The 18586-nt window shown below is 66.5% G+C and carries 14 protein-coding genes; 13 read left to right on the forward strand and 1 reads right to left on the reverse strand.

Annotation, left to right across the window (positions count from 1 at the left end; translation table 11 throughout):
* Positions 1–251: 251 nt before the first annotated feature.
* The 4 genes from DDF62_RS23190 (at position 252) to DDF62_RS23205 (ending at position 5095) form a co-directional block, all read left to right on the forward strand.
* Positions 252–3212: a TonB-dependent receptor gene (locus tag DDF62_RS23190; protein ID WP_116491308.1), complete on the forward strand. Its 2961-nt coding sequence runs from the start codon at positions 252–254 to the stop codon at positions 3210–3212.
* Positions 3213–3421: 209 nt separating this feature from the next.
* On the forward strand, positions 3422–3895 hold the full coding sequence (locus DDF62_RS23195) for a protein activator of alkane oxidation PraB (protein ID WP_116491309.1): 474 nt from the start codon (positions 3422–3424) through the stop codon (positions 3893–3895).
* A 151-nt stretch (positions 3896–4046) separates the two neighbouring features.
* Positions 4047–4544 carry a protein activator of alkane oxidation PraB gene (locus DDF62_RS23200; RefSeq protein ID WP_116491310.1) on the forward strand — a complete coding sequence of 166 codons (498 nt, stop codon included), beginning with the start codon at positions 4047–4049 and terminating at the stop codon, positions 4542–4544.
* 104 nt (positions 4545–4648) lie between these two features.
* Positions 4649–5095 (forward strand): DUF2147 domain-containing protein, encoded by a 447-nt coding sequence (locus DDF62_RS23205; protein WP_116491311.1) that lies wholly within the window; start codon positions 4649–4651, stop codon positions 5093–5095.
* A 24-nt stretch (positions 5096–5119) separates the two neighbouring features.
* Here DDF62_RS23205 and DDF62_RS23210 read toward each other — a convergent pair whose 3' ends face one another.
* Positions 5120–6469: an MFS transporter gene (locus DDF62_RS23210; protein ID WP_116491312.1), complete on the reverse strand. Its 1350-nt coding sequence runs from the start codon at positions 6467–6469 to the stop codon at positions 5120–5122.
* A gap of 242 nt (positions 6470–6711) precedes the next feature.
* Between DDF62_RS23210 and cyoA the strand changes: the two genes are divergently transcribed.
* The 9 genes from cyoA to DDF62_RS23255 all read left to right on the forward strand — a co-directional run.
* Entirely contained in the window at positions 6712–7749 is a 1038-nt protein-coding gene (gene cyoA, locus DDF62_RS23215) for a ubiquinol oxidase subunit II (protein WP_116491313.1), read from the forward strand.
* 19 nt (positions 7750–7768) lie between these two features.
* Positions 7769–9766 carry a cytochrome o ubiquinol oxidase subunit I gene (gene cyoB, locus DDF62_RS23220; RefSeq protein WP_116491314.1) on the forward strand — a complete coding sequence of 666 codons (1998 nt, stop codon included), beginning with the start codon at positions 7769–7771 and terminating at the stop codon, positions 9764–9766.
* Positions 9767–9769: 3 nt separating this feature from the next.
* A complete protein-coding gene (cyoC, locus tag DDF62_RS23225) occupies positions 9770–10393 on the forward strand; it encodes a cytochrome o ubiquinol oxidase subunit III (RefSeq protein WP_116491315.1) in 624 nt (207 codons plus the stop codon).
* Entirely contained in the window at positions 10390–10794 is a 405-nt protein-coding gene (gene cyoD / locus DDF62_RS23230) for a cytochrome o ubiquinol oxidase subunit IV (RefSeq protein ID WP_116491316.1), read from the forward strand. The genes cyoC and cyoD overlap by 4 nt, the downstream gene beginning before the upstream one ends.
* Positions 10791–11534 (forward strand): SURF1 family protein, encoded by a 744-nt coding sequence (locus tag DDF62_RS23235; protein ID WP_208866926.1) that lies wholly within the window; start codon positions 10791–10793, stop codon positions 11532–11534. Before cyoD ends, DDF62_RS23235 begins: the two co-directional genes overlap by 4 nt.
* A complete protein-coding gene (locus DDF62_RS23240; RefSeq protein WP_116491317.1) occupies positions 11531–12886 on the forward strand; it encodes an ATP-binding protein in 1356 nt (451 codons plus the stop codon). Before DDF62_RS23235 ends, DDF62_RS23240 begins: the two co-directional genes overlap by 4 nt.
* Positions 12876–13409 carry a response regulator transcription factor gene (locus DDF62_RS23245; protein WP_116491318.1) on the forward strand — a complete coding sequence of 178 codons (534 nt, stop codon included), beginning with the start codon at positions 12876–12878 and terminating at the stop codon, positions 13407–13409. The genes DDF62_RS23240 and DDF62_RS23245 overlap by 11 nt, the downstream gene beginning before the upstream one ends.
* Before the next feature lie 103 nt (positions 13410–13512).
* The gene (locus tag DDF62_RS23250; RefSeq protein WP_133244981.1) at positions 13513–15663 is read left to right on the forward strand and encodes a TonB-dependent receptor domain-containing protein; all 2151 of its coding nucleotides are present in this window, start codon (positions 13513–13515) and stop codon (positions 15661–15663) included.
* A 418-nt stretch (positions 15664–16081) separates the two neighbouring features.
* On the forward strand, positions 16082–18586 hold a 2505-nt coding region (locus tag DDF62_RS23255), incomplete at its 3' end, for a DUF7507 domain-containing protein (RefSeq protein WP_116491320.1).

Raw genomic sequence — 18586 nt, forward strand, 5'->3', positions numbered from 1 at the left:
CGGACATTGGCCGTTTTTACAGCGATGTAAATATTAATTCGGCGTCACGGAGCGTCCCTAGGTAGCCGTACGGAGCTTACGTCAGGGAACTGAACATCGGTGTAAGTAATGTATTGACATGCGAGTGAATAGGTAGATCGTACAACCCAACCGTCGGCCGAGCCGCCAATGCCGTCGGAGATTGATTTGGGGCGGGGGAAACGTTCATCGGCCTGGACGGAGAGCTGGGTCGAGGTAGGGGAGGATAGGGCATGGCTTCATCAGCCCGCGCTCGCGCGCGTCTGGCTGTCACTGCGTCGATTTTCGCGCTCGCCGCCGGGGCGGGCCAGGCCTTCGCGCAGGAAGTGACGCAAGTCGAGGACATCATCGTCACGGCCCAGAAGCGTTCGGAATCGATCCAGGACGTGCCGATCGCCGTGTCGGCGCTGTCGTCGGAGAGCCTGAACGAGCTGAAGATCGAGGGCGGTTCGGAACTGATGCGGGCCGTGCCCAACGTGTCGTTCTCGAAGGCCAACTTCAGCATGTACAACTTCTCGATCCGCGGGGTCGGGACCAAGGCGATCTCGGCCAGCAGCGACCCCGCCGTCGCCGTCAGCTTCAACTCCACGCCGCTGATCCGCAACCGCCTGTTCGAGCAGGAGTACCTGGACGTGCAGCGCGTGGAAGTGCTGCGCGGGCCGCAGGGCACCCTCTACGGCCGCAACGCCACCGGCGGCGTCGTCAACATGATCCCGAACCTGCCGGGCCGGGATTTCGAAGGCTTCATCAAGGGCGAGGTCGGCAACTACGACAGCCGCCGCATGCAGGCCGTGGTCAACGTGCCCGTGGGCGAGACCTTCGCCCTGCGCCTGGCCGGCTCGGCCACCCAGCGCGACGGCTTCGACTACAACAGCTTCAACGACACCAAGGTCAACAACCGCGATCTGTGGTCGACCCGCCTGTCGGCGGCCTGGGAGCCGACCAGCCGCTTCCGCACCAACTTCATCTGGGAGCACTTCGAGGAAGACGACCAGCGCTCGCGCACGGGCAAGCAGTTGTGCACCAACGACCCGGGCCCCACCCAGGTCGGCAACGTGAACGTCACCTCGCAGATCGTCCGCAATCGTCTGAGCCAGGGCTGCCTGCCCGGATCGCTCTATGACGACGCCGCCTATGGCGTGCCCAACGGCGGGGCCTTCGCCCACGTCTTCCTCGCCTCGATCAGCTATGGGCGCAATGCTCTGGGTCAAAGCGTGAGCGCCGTGCCGCTGGGCACCGATCCCTATGCGGGCCTGACCCAGTCGCGCGACCTGCGCGAGATCGCCACCAGCTACGATCCGATCTTCCGGGTGAAGAACGACGTCTTCCAGTTCAACATGGAATTCGACCTTAGCGACAATCTGAAGCTCATCTCGCAGACGGCCTACGCCAAGGACGACTACTACTCGTCGCAGGACTACAATCGCTTCGTCTCGAACCCGATCTTCAGTAACTCGGACGGCCTGTTCAACCTGTTGAACCAACCCTACGTGAACACGAACACCCCTACGCCGGGCGGCTATTACACCGACCCACAACTGGGGCGTTCCAACCGCATGGTTTCGGCCGACCTGTCGCGTTCCGATAACCGGCAATGGACCCAGGAACTGCGCCTGCAGTCGAGCTACGAAGGCCGGTTCAACTTCAGTCTCGGCGCCAACTACATCGATTTCAAGTCGAATGACGATTACTTCGTCTTCAACAACCTGTTCACGTTCCTGGCCGAGTACTATTACAACTTCGTACCCCTTCAGCCGATCAACATCCTTCGCCCGACGCAGGCCTGTACGCCGCAGACGACGAAGGAATGCATCTATGTGGATCCCACGCCGCTGAACCAGCTGGCGGGCGACGGCCACAACTACTTCCGCAGCAAGAACCAGATCCACACCCGCTCCTGGGGCGTGTTCGGCGAGGTCTATTACGACCTGACGCCTACCTGGCGCGTGACGGCGGGCCTGCGCTACACCGATGACCGCAAGGTCAGCACGCCCTATCCGAGCCAGTTGCTGCTGGGCGCCGACCGGGGCAATCCGGGCCCGCTTTCCGGCGGCTATGTCAGCCGCGGCTATCCGGCCCTGCCGGACATCGACCAGCAGTGGGACGCCCTGACCGGCCGCCTGGTGGTCGACTGGAAGCCGACCGTCAGCTTCACCGACGAGACCATGGTCTATGGCTCGTTCTCGCGCGGCTACAAGGGCGGCGGCGCCAACCCGCCGCGGGTCGACATCAACCCGGCTGTCATCCAGTACCAGCCCCTGGCCGAGACCTTCGAGCCGGAATACGTCAACGCCTTCGAGATCGGGGCCAAGAACACCCTGGCCGGCGGCAAGCTGCGCCTGAACGCGACGGGCTTCTATTACGACTACAAGGACTATCAGGTCTCGCAGATCGTCGACCGGATCTCGCTGAACGAGAACTTCGACTCCCGCACCTGGGGCCTGGAGTTCGAGGCGGTGTTCAAGCCCACCCGCGATTTCCGGATCGACGCCAATCTGGGCTACCTGAACACCAAGATCGGCAAGGGCGAGAAGTCCATCGACGTGATGGACCGCACCCAGGGCAACGCCGACTGGACCGTCCTGCGACCCTGGCTGCAGGTGCCGTCCAACTGCATCGCCCCGACCCGGCATGTGCAGAGGATCCTGTCCAGCGGGCGGACGCCCGAGCAGATGACGCTGGGCCTGCAGGGCCTGTGCGGCGGCTCGCTGCGCACGGGTTCGTTCAATCCGCAGTTTCCCTCGAGCGTGCCGCTTTGGAGCCCGGCGCTCTTTGGCTTCACCTATGACCCGCTAACCGAAGCGCCCAATGGCGGCCGCGGCTTCGATGCCGACCTGAGCGGCAACGAACTGCCCAACGCGCCGAACTGGACCGCCAATATCGGCGCCCAATACACCTTCCATCGCGACGACTGGGCCCTGACTCTGCGCGGCGATTACTACTATCAGGGCGAAAGCTACGCCCGGGTCTACAACACCACCTACGACCGCCTGAAGTCGTGGGACAACGTCAATATTTCGGCGACGCTGGAGCGTCCGGCCGACGGCCTCGTCATCCAGGCCTATGTCAAGAACCTGTTCGACAAGACGCCGATCACCGACGCTTTCACCAACAGCGACGACACGGGCCTGACCACCAACGTCTTCACGCTGGACCCGCGCCTCGTCGCGGTCAGTGTCTCCAAGCGCTTCTAGCGCGCGATCTCGGTGACTCGCCGCCTCGGGAAACCGGGGCGGCGACCTTTTCGGCGCCTCCCCGCGGGATGCGTCGCGAGACGTTGTCTCTATGATATAAGTGTTTGAATTTTATGTATTTTTTGGTTTGACTCCTTACACGATTGATAGTTGCATGTGGCTCGACCTCCAATGAGAGGTTGAAGAAAATAAACGTAGGAGGAGACGTCATGTTGAAGAGCGCTTCTGTTCTCGCCGCCGCCGTTCTGGCCGCCGCCGGCTTCGCCGCCGCTGGCTCCGCCTCGGCCGCCACGATCACCCCGGCCGGCACGGGCTTCACCCTCAGCGGCGACCTGACCATGAGCCAGTCGACCGAGGTCGAATGCGCCGTGACCCTGACCGGCACGACCGCTTCCGACGGTGGCAGCGCCTCGATCACGGGCGGTTCTTTCGCCGCCGGCGACTGGCAGTGCGGCTGGCTGGTGACGCCGAGCAGCTTCCCGTGGAGCGTCTCGCTCAACGGCGGCTCGTCGATCACCATCAGCGGCATCGGCGCCAACTCGATCCTGGGCAACTGCGCGGGCTCGATCACCACCAACTGGAGCGGCGGCGTGACCTTCGCCGGCGCCACTATCCCGGGCTCGCCGAGCACCTGCTCGATCACCGGCACCCTGACCAGCAGCCCCTCGCTGACGGTCTCGTAAAAGGGCCGGGGCTGGATCCATATCCTTTCCCCTCGTCTTGGCCGGGGGCCCCTCGGGGCTCCCGGCTTTCCTTTTTTCAGCGCTCTTCGAGGCCGCGCCGACGGCCGCCGCCCGGGCGGTCCCAAGGCGATCGCCTCCTGGGAGGCCTTCCATGTTGAAGCGTGCATCCATCGCGGCCGCCGCGGCCCTGGCCATGGCCACGCCCGCCTTCGCCCAGACCTTCTCGCCGGCGGGCGCCAGCTTCACGATGAGCGGCTATCTGTCGGCCAGCGACGTCGAGACCGTCAACTGCGCGACCACGCTCTACGGGGTGGTGTCGGCGGACGGAACCTCGGCCACGATCACCGGCGGCTTTTTCGCGCCCGGCAGCGGCCCGACCAGCGGCAAATGCGGCGTGATCTTCCACCCCAACGATTTCCCATGGACGCTGCAGCCCGCATCCTCCTCGACGGTGAACCTGCTTGGCATCGGCATGGGATATTTCCTGGGCCACTGCTCGGGTTCGATCTTCGGCGCGTCGTGGACGAACGGCCCGCCTGGCGCGGGCGCGGCGACCATCACGCCCGTGATGATCTCGGGCGCCTATGGCGGCTGCCTGGTGCACGGCGCGCTCGCGACCAGCCCCTCGCTGACGATCACCCCTCCCTGACGATCGGCCGGGCCCGCCGCGGCTTCGACGCTTGACGTCGGGGCGCGTCCGACAGACCGTCCGCGGACGAAGCGGGCAGGGAGCCCTTCGGATGGGGATTGGTCATGGCGTCGATGAAGCACCGAACCTGGACCGCGACCGCGCGGCTCGGCCTGGCGGGACTGGTGCTGGCGGTCATGGCCGCCCCTGCCGGCGCCCAGGCGCCGCCGGTCACCGACGGCATCTATGGCGTCTGGCGCAATCCCAAGGACAGCGTCCATGTGGAGATCAAGCCGTGCGGGCCGGAGGTCTGCGGTTACGTCGTCTGGGCCAATGACGAGGCCCGCACCGACGCGCGCAGGGGCTCCGGCGGCGAACTGCTGGGGCGTCAGCTGCTGAGGGACTTCACGCCCGGGGACAAGGGCGAGTGGCGCGGCAAGGTCTTCGCGCCGGACGTCAACATGACGTTCTCGGGTCGGGTGCTGGTTCTGGACGCCGGCAAGCTGCGAGCCAAGGGCTGCGTGCTGGGCAACTTCCTCTGCAAGACCCAGGTCTGGACCCGCGTCGCCTGAGGCGACGCGGGGAGACGGTATTGATCAGGCGCCGGCCTTGGCCTTGGCGCGCAAGCGGCGGCGGCGATCCAGGCTGAGGGCGATCAGGGTCGCCACGGCGCCCGAGGCCAGGTAGAGGCCGATGGCCGGCAAGCCCCAGAAGCTGGCCAGGGCCAGGGCGGCCAGGGGCGCGAAACCGGCGCCGACCAGCCACGACAGGTCGGAGACCACGGCCGAGCCGGTGTAGCGGTAGTGGCGCAGGAAGCCCGAGCTGACCGCGCCGGAGGCCTGGCCGAACGACAGGCCCAGGATCGCGAAACCCGCCACCACGTAGATCGTCTGGCCCACGCTGCCGGCGTCGAGCAGCCAGGGCGCGGCCAGGCTGAAGATGCCGATCAGCACCGCCGACAGGGCCAGCTGGTTCTGGCGGCTGATGCGGTCGGCGATCCAGCCCGAGACCATGATGCCCACCACGCCCACGAGGGCGCCGGCCAGTTCGATCCGCAGGAAGTTCAGCGCCTCGCCGCCGTCGTCGTGCAGGCTGACCCACGACAGCGGGAAGACGGTGACCAGGTGGAACATGGCGAAGGTGGCCAGCGGCGCGAAGGCGCCGATCAGCACGTTGCCGCCCTGGGCCTTCAGCAGGCTGGTGATTGGCACGGGGCTGAGCTGGCCCTTCTCGAACAGCTTGCCGAACTCCTCGGTGGCGACGATGCGCAGGCGGGCGAACAGGGCCACGACGTTGATGGCGAAGGCCGCGAAGAACGGATAGCGCCAGCCCCAGTCGAGGAAGTCGGCCGAGCCCAGGCTGGCGACGAAGTAGGCGAAGAGGCCGCTGGCCAGCATGAAGCCGAAGGGCGCGCCCAACTGCGGGATCATGGCGTACCAGCCGCGCTTCTTTTCGGGCGCGTTCAGCGCCAGCAGCGAGGCCATGCCGTCCCAGGCGCCGGCCAGCGCCAGGCCCTGGCCGATGCGGAAGGCCGCCAGCGCCCAGATGGCCAGCGGACCGGCCACGGCGTAGCCCGGCAGGAAGCTGATGGCCGCGGTCGAGCCGCCGAGCAGGAAGAGGGCGATGGTCAGCTTCACGCCGCGACCGTAGTTGCGGTCGATGGCCCCGAAGATCGCCGAGCCGATCGGTCGGGCCACGAAGGCCAGCGAGAAGATGGCGAAGGAGCACAGCACCCCCGTCAATCGGTCGACAAAGGGGAAGAAGAGCTGCGGGAACACCAGCACCGAAGCGATGGCGTAGACGAAAAAGTCGAAGAATTCCGAGGTCCGCCCGATGATCACGCCGATGGCGATCTCGCCGGGGCGGACACCCTTGTGATCGGCATGCAATCGCCGTGCGTCGCGCTCTAGGCCCGATGACGTCGGAATTGCGAAATCCTGGTTCATGCAGCTACGCGCCTTGTTCCTGTTGTTTTCGTCCCAAACTCTTTTCAAGCCGCCTTTTCGACGGTCTTGAGTCCGAGCATGAGACCAACTGCCCCTTTCTGGCAAACGTCTTGAGGCCTCTTCGGCTCCGCTCGGAGAACACGGCTTCGTGTGCTAAGGCTGCCCCTAGGACAAATGGTCCAATGTCACGCACTGGCGGACTGGCTTAACGGCGCCGCCAACGTCCGTAGTCCAGGTCCCTCATGACACCGAGTTCCTTTAAGAAGCTCGCCCTGTTGCCCGTGCTGCTCCTGCTGAGCGGCTGCGACTGGGTGGTGATGAATCCGTCGGGTGATATCGCCGCGCAGCAGCGCGACCTGATCATCCTGTCCACCGTGCTGATGCTGATCATCATCGTGCCGGTGATCTTCCTCACCCTGTTCTTCGCCTGGAAGTACCGGCAGTCGAACAAGGCGGCCAAGTACGATCCCGACTGGCACCACTCGACCAAGCTCGAGATCGTGATCTGGGCCGCCCCGCTGGTGATCATCATGATCCTGGGCGCGGTGACCTGGACCAGCACCCACCTGCTGGACCCGTACCGTCCGCTCGACCGCCTGGCGCCGGGCCGCTCGGCCGAAGGCGTCAAGCCGCTGAAGGTGCAGGTCGTCGCCCTGGACTGGAAGTGGATGTTCATCTACCCCGAGCTCGGCATCGCCACGGTCAACGAACTGGCCGCGCCGGTCGACACCCCGATCGACTTCGACCTGACCGCCTCGTCGGTGATGAACTCGTTCTACGTGCCCGCCCTGGCCGGCCAGATCTACGCCATGCCGGGCATGCGCACCAAGCTGCACGCCGTGATCAACAAGCCGGGCGTCTATGACGGCTTCTCGGCCAACTACAGCGGCGAGGGCTTCTCGCACATGCGCTTCAAGTTCCACGGCATGAGCAACGCGGAATTCCAGAAGTGGGCTGAAGACGTCCGCAAGAGCAACGACCGCCTCGACGGGACCCGCTACCTGGTGCTCGAGAAGCCCAGCGAGAAGGTTCCGCCCCAGCGCTTCGCCTCGGTCGAGGCCGGCCTGTTCGACAAGGCGGTCAACCGCTGCGTCGAGCCGGGCAAGATGTGCCAGCACGACATGATGGCCATCGACAAGTCGGGCGGCCTGGGCATGGAGGGCGTCTACAACGTCACCACGCTCGAATACGACAAGCGGACCCGGCGCGGGGAGGGCGGCATCCGCTCGTTCATCGCCGCGCTCTGCGCCCCCAAGTCCGCGCCCGCCGAAGCGCGCTGATCAAGCCTAGAGATCATTCATGTCCCCGGACCTCGTAAAAACGATCTTCGGCCGTCTCACATGGGACGCCATTCCCCTTCACGAACCGATCCTGATCGGCACGTTCGCCATGGTCGCCCTGGGGGGGATCACCGTCCTGGCCGCCCTGACCTACTTCAAGGTCTGGGGCTACCTGTGGCGTGAGTGGCTGACCAGCGTCGACCACAAGAAGATCGGGGTGATGTACATCATCCTGGCCATCATCATGCTGCTGCGCGGCTTCGCCGACGCCCTGATGATGCGCGCCCAGCAGGCCATCGCCTTCGGCGACGCGGCCGGCTACCTGCCGCCGCACCACTACGACCAGGTCTTCACCGCCCACGGCGTGATCATGATCTTCTTCGTGGCGATGCCGCTGATCACCGGCCTGATGAACCTCGTCGTGCCGCTGCAGATCGGCGCCCGCGACGTGGCCTTCCCGTTCCTGAACAATTTCAGCTTCTGGATGACGGTCGGCGGCGCGATCACGGTGATGCTGTCGCTGTTCGTCGGCGAGTTCGCCCGCACCGGCTGGCTGGCCTATCCGCCGCTCTCGGGATTGGCGTACAGTCCAGACGTAGGGGTCGATTACTACATCTGGTCACTGCAGATCGCGGGCGTCGGCACCACCCTGTCGGGCATCAACCTGATCGTCACGATCGTGAAGATGCGCGCCCCGGGCATGAGCCTGATGAAGATGCCGGTGTTCACCTGGACCTCGCTGTGCAGCAACGTCCTGATCGTCGCCAGCTTCCCGATCCTGACCGCCGTCCTGGCCCTGCTGTCGTCTGACCGCTACCTCGGCACCAACTTCTTCACGAACGACTTCGGCGGCAACCCGATGATGTACGTGAACCTCATCTGGATCTGGGGTCACCCCGAGGTCTACATCCTGGTGCTGCCGGCCTTCGGCGTGTTCTCGGAAGTCGTCTCGACCTTCTGCAGCAAGCGCCTGTTCGGCTACAGCTCGATGGTCTACGCCACGGTCGTCATCACGATCCTGTCGTACATCGTGTGGCTGCACCACTTCTTCACCATGGGCTCGGGCGCCAGCGTGAACTCGTTCTTCGGGATCACGACCATGATCATCTCGATCCCGACAGGGGCGAAGATCTTCAACTGGCTGTTCACGATGTACCGCGGCCGCATCCGCTTCGAAGTGCCGATGATGTGGACCGTCGGCTTCATGGTCACCTTCGTCATCGGCGGCATGACCGGCGTCCTGCTGGCCGTCCCGCCCGCCGACTTCGTCCTGCACAACTCGCTGTTCCTGATCGCCCACTTCCACAACGTGATCATCGGCGGCGTGGTGTTCGGCATGTTCGCCGGCATCGTTTACTGGTTCCCGAAAGCCTTCGGCTTCAAGCTGGATCCGTTCTGGGGCAAGCTGTCGTTCTGGTTCTGGCAGATCGGCTTCTTCTTCGCCTTCATGCCGCTCTACGTGCTGGGCCTGATGGGCGTGACCCGTCGCGTCAGCCACTTCGAAGACCACAGCCTGCAGATCTGGTTCGTGATCTCGGCCTTCGGCGCCGTGCTGATCCTGTTCGGCATCATCTCGTTCGTGATGCAGATGGTCGTCGGCTTCATGAAGCGCGAGCAGTACGCCGACAAGACGGGCGACCCCTGGGGCGGCCGTACGCTGGAGTGGTCGACCTCGTCGCCGCCGCCGGCCTACAACTTCGCGTTCACGCCCGTCGTCCACGAGATCGACGCCTGGCACGACATGAAGCAGCGCGGCTATGTCCGCCCGACGACCGGGTTCATCCCGATCCACATGCCGAAGAACACTGGCGCGGGCGTCGTCCTGGCCGGGATCTCGGTGGTCGTCGGCTTCGCGATGATCTGGCAGATCTGGTGGCTGGCGGTGATCTCGTTCGTGGCCCTCGTGGCCTCGGCGATCATCCACACCTTCAACTTCAAGCGTGACTACTACATTCCGGCCGAGGAGGTCGTCCGTGTCGAGGACGCCCGTACCGAAGCCCTGCGGAGCCTCGCGTAACCCATGGCCCACGCCCAAGCCCTGACCGAAGCGGACAAGGACCGCTTCTACCTCACCGAGGACCACCATCCGGAGAACGGGACCCTGCTGGGGTTCTGGATCTACCTGATGAGCGACTGCCTGATCTTCGCGGTCCTCTTCGCCTGTTACGCCGTGCTCGGCCGCAACTACGCGGCCGGCCCCTCGGGGGCGGATCTGTTCGATCTGCCCATCGTGGCGGTCAACACCGCGCTACTGCTGTTCTCGTCGATCACCTACGGCTTCGCCATGATCTCGGCCCAGGCCAAGAAGGTGAAGCCGACCCTGGCCTGGCTGGCCGTGACCGGTCTGCTGGGTCTCGGGTTCCTGTCGCTGGAACTGTACGAGTTCAACCACCTCATCCATGAGGGCGCCGGTCCGCAGCGCAGCGCGTTCCTGTCGTCGTTCTTCGTGCTGGTCGGCACCCACGGCCTGCACGTGACCTTCGGCACCATCTGGCTGGTCACTCTGATGGTCCAGGTCGCCAAGCGCGGCCTCGGCGTCGAGATGAAGCGTCGCCTGATGTGCCTGTCGATGTTCTGGCACTTCCTCGACGTCATCTGGATCGGCGTCTTCTCGTTCGTCTACCTGCTCGGAGTCCTGAAATGAGCGCGGCCAGCCACGACGCGCACCACGCGCATGAGCACAATGACCATGGGCATGGCCACGATGAAGGCGGCGCCCACGGTTCGCTGAAGGACTATGTGATCGGCTTCGTGCTGGCGGTGATCCTCACCGCCATCCCGTTCTGGCTGGTCATGGCCGACGTGCTGCCCAGCCACCAGATGACCGCCGTGGCGGTCATGGGCCTGGCCGCCATCCAGGTCATCGTCCACATGATCTACTTCCTGCACATGAACTCGCGTTCGGAAGGCGGCTGGACCATGCTGGCCCTGGTGTTCACCCTGATCGTGGTGGTCGTCACGCTGGCCGGTTCGCTGTGGGTGATGCACAACCTCGACACCCACATGATGGCCCCGATGCCGCACGACATGCGGGAAGTTCCGTGACGAAGTCCGGCGGCCGAGCCGCCCGGACGATCGCCCTGGTCGGGCTCTGCCTGGCCTTCACGGCGATCTTCCTGGCGCTCGGCGGCTGGCAGGTCCAGCGCAGGGCCTGGAAGCTCGACCTGATCGCCCGGGTCGAGCAGCGCATCCACGCAGAGCCCGCCCCGCCGCCTGGTCCAGGCCGCTGGGCGGGCATCTCCCAGGCCAGCGACGGCTATCGCCGCCTGCGCCTGACCGGGCGCTTCGCCCACGACCGCGAGACCCTGGTCCAGGCCGTGACGACCGAAGGCCCCGGATTCTGGGTCATGACACCCCTCCATACCGACCAGGGTTTCGACGTCCTGGTCAATCGCGGCTTCGTCCCGGCCGAGCGCCGCGCGCCGGGCGCGCGCCTGGCCGCCCAGGTCGAAGGTGCGGTCACTGTCGTCGGCCTGCTGCGCCAGACCGAGCCGCGCGGCGGCTTCCTGCGCAGCAACACGCCCGCCGAGAACCGCTGGTACTCGCGCGACGTCGCGGCGATCGGGCAGGCGAGGGGGCTTTCGAACCTGGCGCCCTATTTCGTCGACGCCGACGCCACGCCCAATCCCGGCGGCTGGCCCATCGGCGGCCTGACCGTGGTGAAGTTCGCCAACAGCCACCTCGTCTACATGCTCACCTGGTTCGGGCTGGCGCTGCTGACCGGCGGGGCGGCCGTCTATGTTCTGCTCGACGCGCGCCGGAACCGGGTTAAAGAGACCCCATGACGCCGACCGCCCGCATCCTGATCGCCGGCATGTCGGGCTGGCTTTCGGGGGCGCGGGCCGCGGACAACGCGGCGGGCCCGGCCGACGCCATCGCCCGCCAGAACATGCTGCAGCTGATCCACCTGCGCTGGATCGCCGTGGTCGGCCAGGTGGTCACGATCCTGGCGGTGCATTTCAGCCTGGGCTTCCACCTGCCGCTGGCGGCGATGATGCTGGTGCTGGCGGCGCTGGTGGTGCTGAACCTGTTCAGCCTGCTGCGCCTGAAGAGCGCCAGGCCGATCGGCCCCTACGACCTCTTCCTGGCCCTGGCGCTGGACTCCCTGGCCCTGACGGCCCAGCTCTATTTCAGCGGCGGGGCGACCAACCCGTTCACGACCCTGTACCTGCTGCACGTGATCCTCGGCGTGGTGCTGCTCGAGGTCTGGGCGACCTGGGCGATCGTGTTCCTGACCAGCTTCTGCTTCCTGCTGCTGGTGGCCGCCAACCGCCCGGTGATCGCCACCGGCCTCAGCGACCAGGCGTTCTTCGGCCTGTTCATCATGGGGATGATGATGGGCGTGGTGCTGGACGCGGTGCTGCTGGTGACCTTCGTCTCGCGCATCAACAGCAACCTGCGCCGCCACGACGCTCACCTGGCCGAACTGCGCCAGCGGGCGGCCGAGGAGACCCATATCGTCCGCATGGGCCTTCTGGCCTCGGGCGCCGCGCACGAGCTGGGCACGCCGCTGGCGACGCTGGACGTCATCCTGGGCGACTGGCGGCGCATGAAGGTGTTCGCCAAGCACCCGGAGCTGGCCCAGGAGCTCGAGGACATGCGCGGCGAGGTCAAGCGCTGCAAGGACATCGTCACCGGCGTCCTGCTGTCGGCCGGCGAAGCGCGCAGCGGCGAGGTGCGCGCCAGCACCCTGCGGGCCTTCCTCGACGAGGTGGTCGACGAGTGGCGCGCCACCCGCGACGGCGAGGTGCTGACCTATGCGCCGGACCTTTCCGGCGTCGTGCCGATCGTCGCGGAATCCACGCTCAAGCAGGTGATCCACAACGTGCTCGACAACGCGCGCGACGCCTCGCCCCACGCGGTGCGGATGAGCGCGCACGTCGCCGACGGCTGGATCGTCGTCACGGTCGAGGACCAGGGGCCGGGCTTCACGGCCGAGACCCTGGAGAACCTCGGCACGCCCTACAATTCGACCAAGGGCAGGGCAGGGGGCGGCCTGGGCCTCTTCCTGGTGGTCAACGTGCTGCGCAAGCTGGGCGGGGAGGTCGTCGCGGCCAACCGTCCCGAGGGCGGCGCGCGCGTGGTCCTCAGCCTGCCCCTGGCGTCGCTGCAGATCGGGAGGCGTCATGCCCGCTGAACGCAAGCTGATCATCGTCGAGGACGACGAGAAGTTCGCCGCCACGCTCAAGAAGTCGTTCGAGCGCCGGGGTTACCAGGTGGTGCACGTGCATGGCCTTGACGAGGCCCTGGTGGCGCTGGAGACCTTCACGCCGCGCTACGCCGTGGTCGACCTGAAGCTGGCCGGCGAGTCTGGCCTGGCCTGCGTTCAGGCGCTGATCGCGCGCGACCCGGAGATGCTGATCGTGGTGCTGACCGGCTTCGCCAGCATCGCCACGGCCGTCGAGGCCATCAAGCTGGGCGCCTGCCACTACCTGGCCAAGCCCTCGAACACCGACGACATCGAAGCCGCCTTCCACAAGCGCGAGGGCGACGCCGGCGCGGTGATCGGCGAGCGCGCCACCTCGATCAAGAACCTGGAATGGGAGCGGATCCACCAGACCCTGGTCGAGACCGACTTCAACATCTCCGAGACCGCCCGGCGGCTGGGCATGCACCGCCGCACCCTGGCGCGGAAGCTGGAGAAGCGCCGGATCACGTAAGGCCACAATACGGCCCCGCTTTTATTTACAACGAAGTGCATAAGAGGCTTGCAACTCGCGGCTGTGATGCGGCTGGATGCGCTCGATGTATTGGCTGCTTCTCATGTCCGCCTTGCCTGCCGACGCGCCGCAGGCCGCCGCCGCGGCAAGCGCCGCGGTCGAGGAGGGCGACGACGCGGCCGTCCGGCTGTCCGGCGTCGAGGTGCAGGCTAGGCGTGGCGCGGCCAAGACGCCGCCCGAGACCGAACTCTCCCCCGACGACATCGAGGCCCTCGGCGCCTACGACATAGGCGAGGCGCTGGACCGCATCAGCTCGGCCTACGGCATGACCGACCCGCCCGTGGTGATCGTCAACGGCCGCCGGGTGCAGAACGCCGGCGACTACATGACCTTTCCGCCCGACGCCCTTTCGCGGGTGGAGCTGTTGCCGGAGCAGGCCGCGGGGCTCTATGGCGCCGATCCGGGCCGCCGGGTGGTCAACATCGTCCTCAAGCGCAAGTTCCAGAGTCGCGACGGCCAGGCGGTGCTGGCCCGTCCGACGGCCGGGGGGCGCTCGACGCTGATGCTCGACGCCCGCCGCTCCGCGATCGCCAACGAGAACACCAGCCAGTTGGGCGGCCGGCTTACCCAGAACACCTCGCTGCGCGCCGACGAGCGCCCAGACTATCTGCGCGACCATCCCGACGCGCGGGGCGCCACGCTCAAGCCCGAGAGCACATCGGTGACGGCCAACATGTCGGTCAACCGCCGGCTGGGAGAGTGGCAGGGCGCGTTCAGCGCCAGCGCCCGGGCCCAGCGCGACGACTCCGTCTCGCGGCGCGAGGACGCGTTGGCCCGCCTGCGGGGCCAACAGCGCGGCCTCACCGTGAGCGCCGGCGCCAACGGCGAGCTCAAGGGCTGGTCGGTTCGGGCCGGCCTGGACGGTCAGCTCTCCCGGGGCAGCCAGGAAGGACTGACCGATCTGAAGTCGGACAACCGGATCATCGCCCTCAACCTGTCGGCCGACCGCCCCCTTCTGACCCTGCCCGCCGGTCGGCTGACGATGGACCTCGGCGGCCGCGTCTCGCGCGCCAGTTCCTCCTCCACCCTCGCTGGAACGACCACCGAGCGCACGGTCGACAGCGCCGACGTGCGCGGCGGATTGTCGATCCCTCTGCTGCGCGCCCCGCAGGCGGGCGAGGAGGTCGGTCCGGTCAATCTTGGCAGCGCCTCCCTGAACCTCAGCGGCAGCCTGCGCCGGCAGACCGGGTCAGGCGGGGGAGGGGGTGTGACCGGCGCCCTGTCGTGGGCGCCGGTCAAGGTCTTGAGGCTGAACGGCTCCTGGGCGCGGTCCTACGACGCGCCGTCAGACCAGCAACTGTTCGACGCGCCCTTCTACGGCGAGCCCGTCGTGGTGTTCGATTTCGTCACCGGTCAATCCGTCGAGGTCCTGCCGCTCTACGGCGGCAATCCCGCCCTGAAGGGACAGACCACCGAGCGGATCGCCGTGAGCCTCACGGTCGGCCCGGTCACGCCCTGGCGTCTGGCGGGGAACGTCAACTACCGCACCTCCGACAGCCGCGACGGCATCGGCGGCCTGCCGGCCGTGACCCCGACGCTGGAGGCGGCCTTTCCCGAACGGTTCCAGCGGGACGCCGATGGGCGACTGATCGGCATCGACCAGCGCTCGATAAACCTGCTCTCATCGCGATCGGACACCCTGGCGTCGGGCCTGACCTTCAATCTTCCTTTCGGCGGCAAGACGGCGTCGCCGGCCGCCACGACTCTCAGGGCGTCGCTGAACCACACGCTGCAACTGAAGAAGGTCACTGTCATCCGCGCGGGCTATCCCGTCATGGACCACCTGGCGGGCGACGGCGGCGGATCGCCGCGCAACGAGGTCTCGGCCACCCTCGACGCCCGCCGCGACAAATGGACGCTGAACGCCAGCGCGCGGTGGCGGCAGGGCTATCGCACCCGTCGCGACACCGGCGCCGATGGCCCGAGCGACCTTCTGGTCTCCGACCTCGCCAGGATCGACCTGAAACTGGGCTACACGTTCGCCGCGCCGGCGGGAAAACCGGCCGCTGCCGCCGAGCCCGGCGCGTCCGCGTCGCGTATTTCCGGACTGCGCCTGGGGCTGGAAATCGAGAACCTGCTGGACGCCCGCCTCCAGGCCAGGCTCGGCGATGGTCGCCTTGCGCCGGGCTACGGCCGCGACGACCAGGACGCCATCGGAAGGGTCGTCAGGGTCACCTTGCGTGGTCGCTTCTGATAGCGGCGAGTTTTCAGAACTCTCCACCCTTGCGAAAGTATAGTGCATCCTGGCGACTGACTTCGTAGCGCGCAATTGTGGCCGCCATTGAAGCATTCACCATAATGCATTCTGCATGACGACTTGTCATTGCTAAGGCTGGATGATTGACGCAAAGCTGAACTAGGCAGATCGCTAGCCGCTGTTTCGCTTCGCGTAGGCGCCTCGCGCTCCATGAAAATCTTTGATCGGCGGCGGGAAGGGCGAAAAGCCACGTCCCGACTGGCGGCCACGAACTTCACGGATCTCCGCGCACGCCTCCGACGCCGACCCTGGACCCGGCATCCGTCTCCCCCGTCGACGTTGTGATCGAGGCTTTCGTTTTGGATCGCGCGGACGAGCCCAGAGGGCATGCGCGCGGAGCGCTCGGGAGCAAGTCATGGCCGACATCGACATCACCGCACCAGGCAGTTCGACGACCGTAAACGGCGTGATCATCACACGCGGCGACGCGATCGGTTCGGGCACCGGCAATTACGACCCGTTCCTCGCCATGGGCGACAATGACGGCAACGAGAACGGCTTCAACACCGACGCCAACGGCGTGCTGAACACCAACGCGGCCAAGACCAGCAGCCTGACCTTCAACCAGATCCCCATCCGGGTGATCGACGGCGTGCAGTACCTCGAGTTCCGGCTGGATCTGAACGAGACCAACGAGAACCCGCTCACCGCGCTGAACGCGATGAAGATCTACTACTCGTCGGCTCCTGCGGTGGGCGCGGACTATGTCGCCGGCACCCAGGAGCTGGACGCCGACTTCACCAAGGTCTTCGACCTCGACGCCGGCGGCGACAGGACGCTGCTGATGGACGCCCACTCGTCGGGCAGCGGCAATGACGACTATGTCTTCTACGTGCCGGTCTCGCTGTTCGGCGCCGCCGACCTGAGCACCGCCTACATCACGATGTACGCCGAGTTCGGGCGGCCGGGCACGGCCTACGGCGCCGACGACGGCTTCGAGGAGTTCAATACCGAAAAGGCCGCCATCATCAGCGGCGTGAAGTTCCTCGACACCGACGGCGACGGGGTCAAGGACGCCGGCGAGACGGGCCTCGGTGGCTGGACGATCTTCGTCGACGAGAACAAGAACGGCGTGCTCGACTCCGGCGAGCGCTCGACGGTCACCAAGGCCGACGGCTCCTTCACGATCGGCGGCCTGCCGCTGTCGCTCGGCACGGTGCAGGTCGACGAGGTGCTGCAGGAAGGCTGGACCCAGACCACGGGCGCCTTCGAGACGGTCACTCTTGCCGAGGCCATCACCTACAACGTGCAGATCGGCAACCAGCCGATCCCGCCTCAGGTCGACGTGATCAAGACGGCCGGCACGCGCACCGATGGTGACGGCAACGGCGATGACGCCGGCGACACCCAGGTGTTCAACTTCACGGTCACCAACACCGGCACGATCAAGCTGCTGAACGTCACCCTGATGGATGACAACGGCACGCCTGGAAACACCGCCGACGACATCCCGATCACCCTGGCCGGCCTGACCGACCAGGACGGCGACGGCCAGGCCGACGACCTCGCGGTCGGAGCCTCGGCCACGGGCAGCCTGCTGCACATGTTCAGCCAGGCCGAGATCGAGGCCGGCGGCTACACCAACACCGGCACGGCCACGGGCGTGTCAGCCAGCGGCCTGACGGCGTCGGACACCGACCCCGAAAGCGTGACCCTGACCCGCAATCCGGCGCTAAACATCACCAAGGACGCCAGTGTTCCAGGCGGCACGGCGGATGCGGCCGGCGAGCAGATCAGCTACACCATCAGCGTCGCCAACACCGGCAACGTGATGCTGGACGGCGTCTCCGTCACCGACCCCTATGCCGACGCCGGATCCCTGGTCCGCGGCGCCGACACGGTTGGCGACAACGACGCCCTGCTGGAAGTGGGCGAGGTGTGGAGCTACACCGCCAAGCACACCGTCACGCAAGGCGAGATCGACTCCAACGGCGACGGCAACGGCGCCCTGGAGAACACGGCCACGGCCGACTCCAACCAGACCGGGCCGGACACCGACGACGCCAGCGTGCCCGTCGATCGCCGCCCGAGCCTGAACATCACCAAGGACGCCACCGTCCCGGGAGGAACCGCGGACGCGGCCGGAGAACAGATCAGCTACGTCATCACCGTGGCCAACACCGGCAACACGACGCTGGACGGCGTGACGGTGACGGACCCCTATGCCGACGCCGGCTCGATCGTCCGAGGCGCCGACGTGGTGGGCGACAATGACGGCCTGCTGGAGGTCGGTGAAACCTGGGGCTACACGGCCAAGCATACGGTCACGCAAGGCGAGATCGACTCCAACGGCGACGGCAACGGCGCCCTGGAAAACACCGCCACCGCCGACTCCAACCAGACCGGGCCCGACACCGACGACGCCAGCGTGCCCGTCGATCGCCGGCCCAGCCTGAACATCGTCAAGGATGCGACGGTGCCCGGCGGCACGGCCGATGCGGCTGGCGAACTGATCAGCTACACGATCAGCGTCACCAACACCGGCAACACCACGCTGGACGGCGTGACGGTGACCGACCCCTATGCCGACGCCGGATCCCTGGTCCGCGGCGCCGACATCAGCGGCGACAACGACGGCCTGCTCGAAGTGGGCGAGGTGTGGGGCTACACCGCCACCCACACCGTCACCCAAGCCGAGCTGGACTCCAACGGCGGCGGCGACGGCGCCCTGGAGAACACGGCCACGGCCGACTCCAACCAGACCGGCCCGGACACCGATGACGCCAGCGTCCCGGTCGCGCCCCGGCCAAGCCTGAACATCACCAAGGACGCCACCGTCCCGGGAGGAACCGCGGACGCGGCTGGAGAACAGATCAGCTACGTCATCACCGTGGCCAACACCGGCAACACGACGCTGGAC

This window comes from Caulobacter radicis (assembly GCF_003094615.1).
Lineage (GTDB): Bacteria > Pseudomonadota > Alphaproteobacteria > Caulobacterales > Caulobacteraceae > Caulobacter > Caulobacter radicis.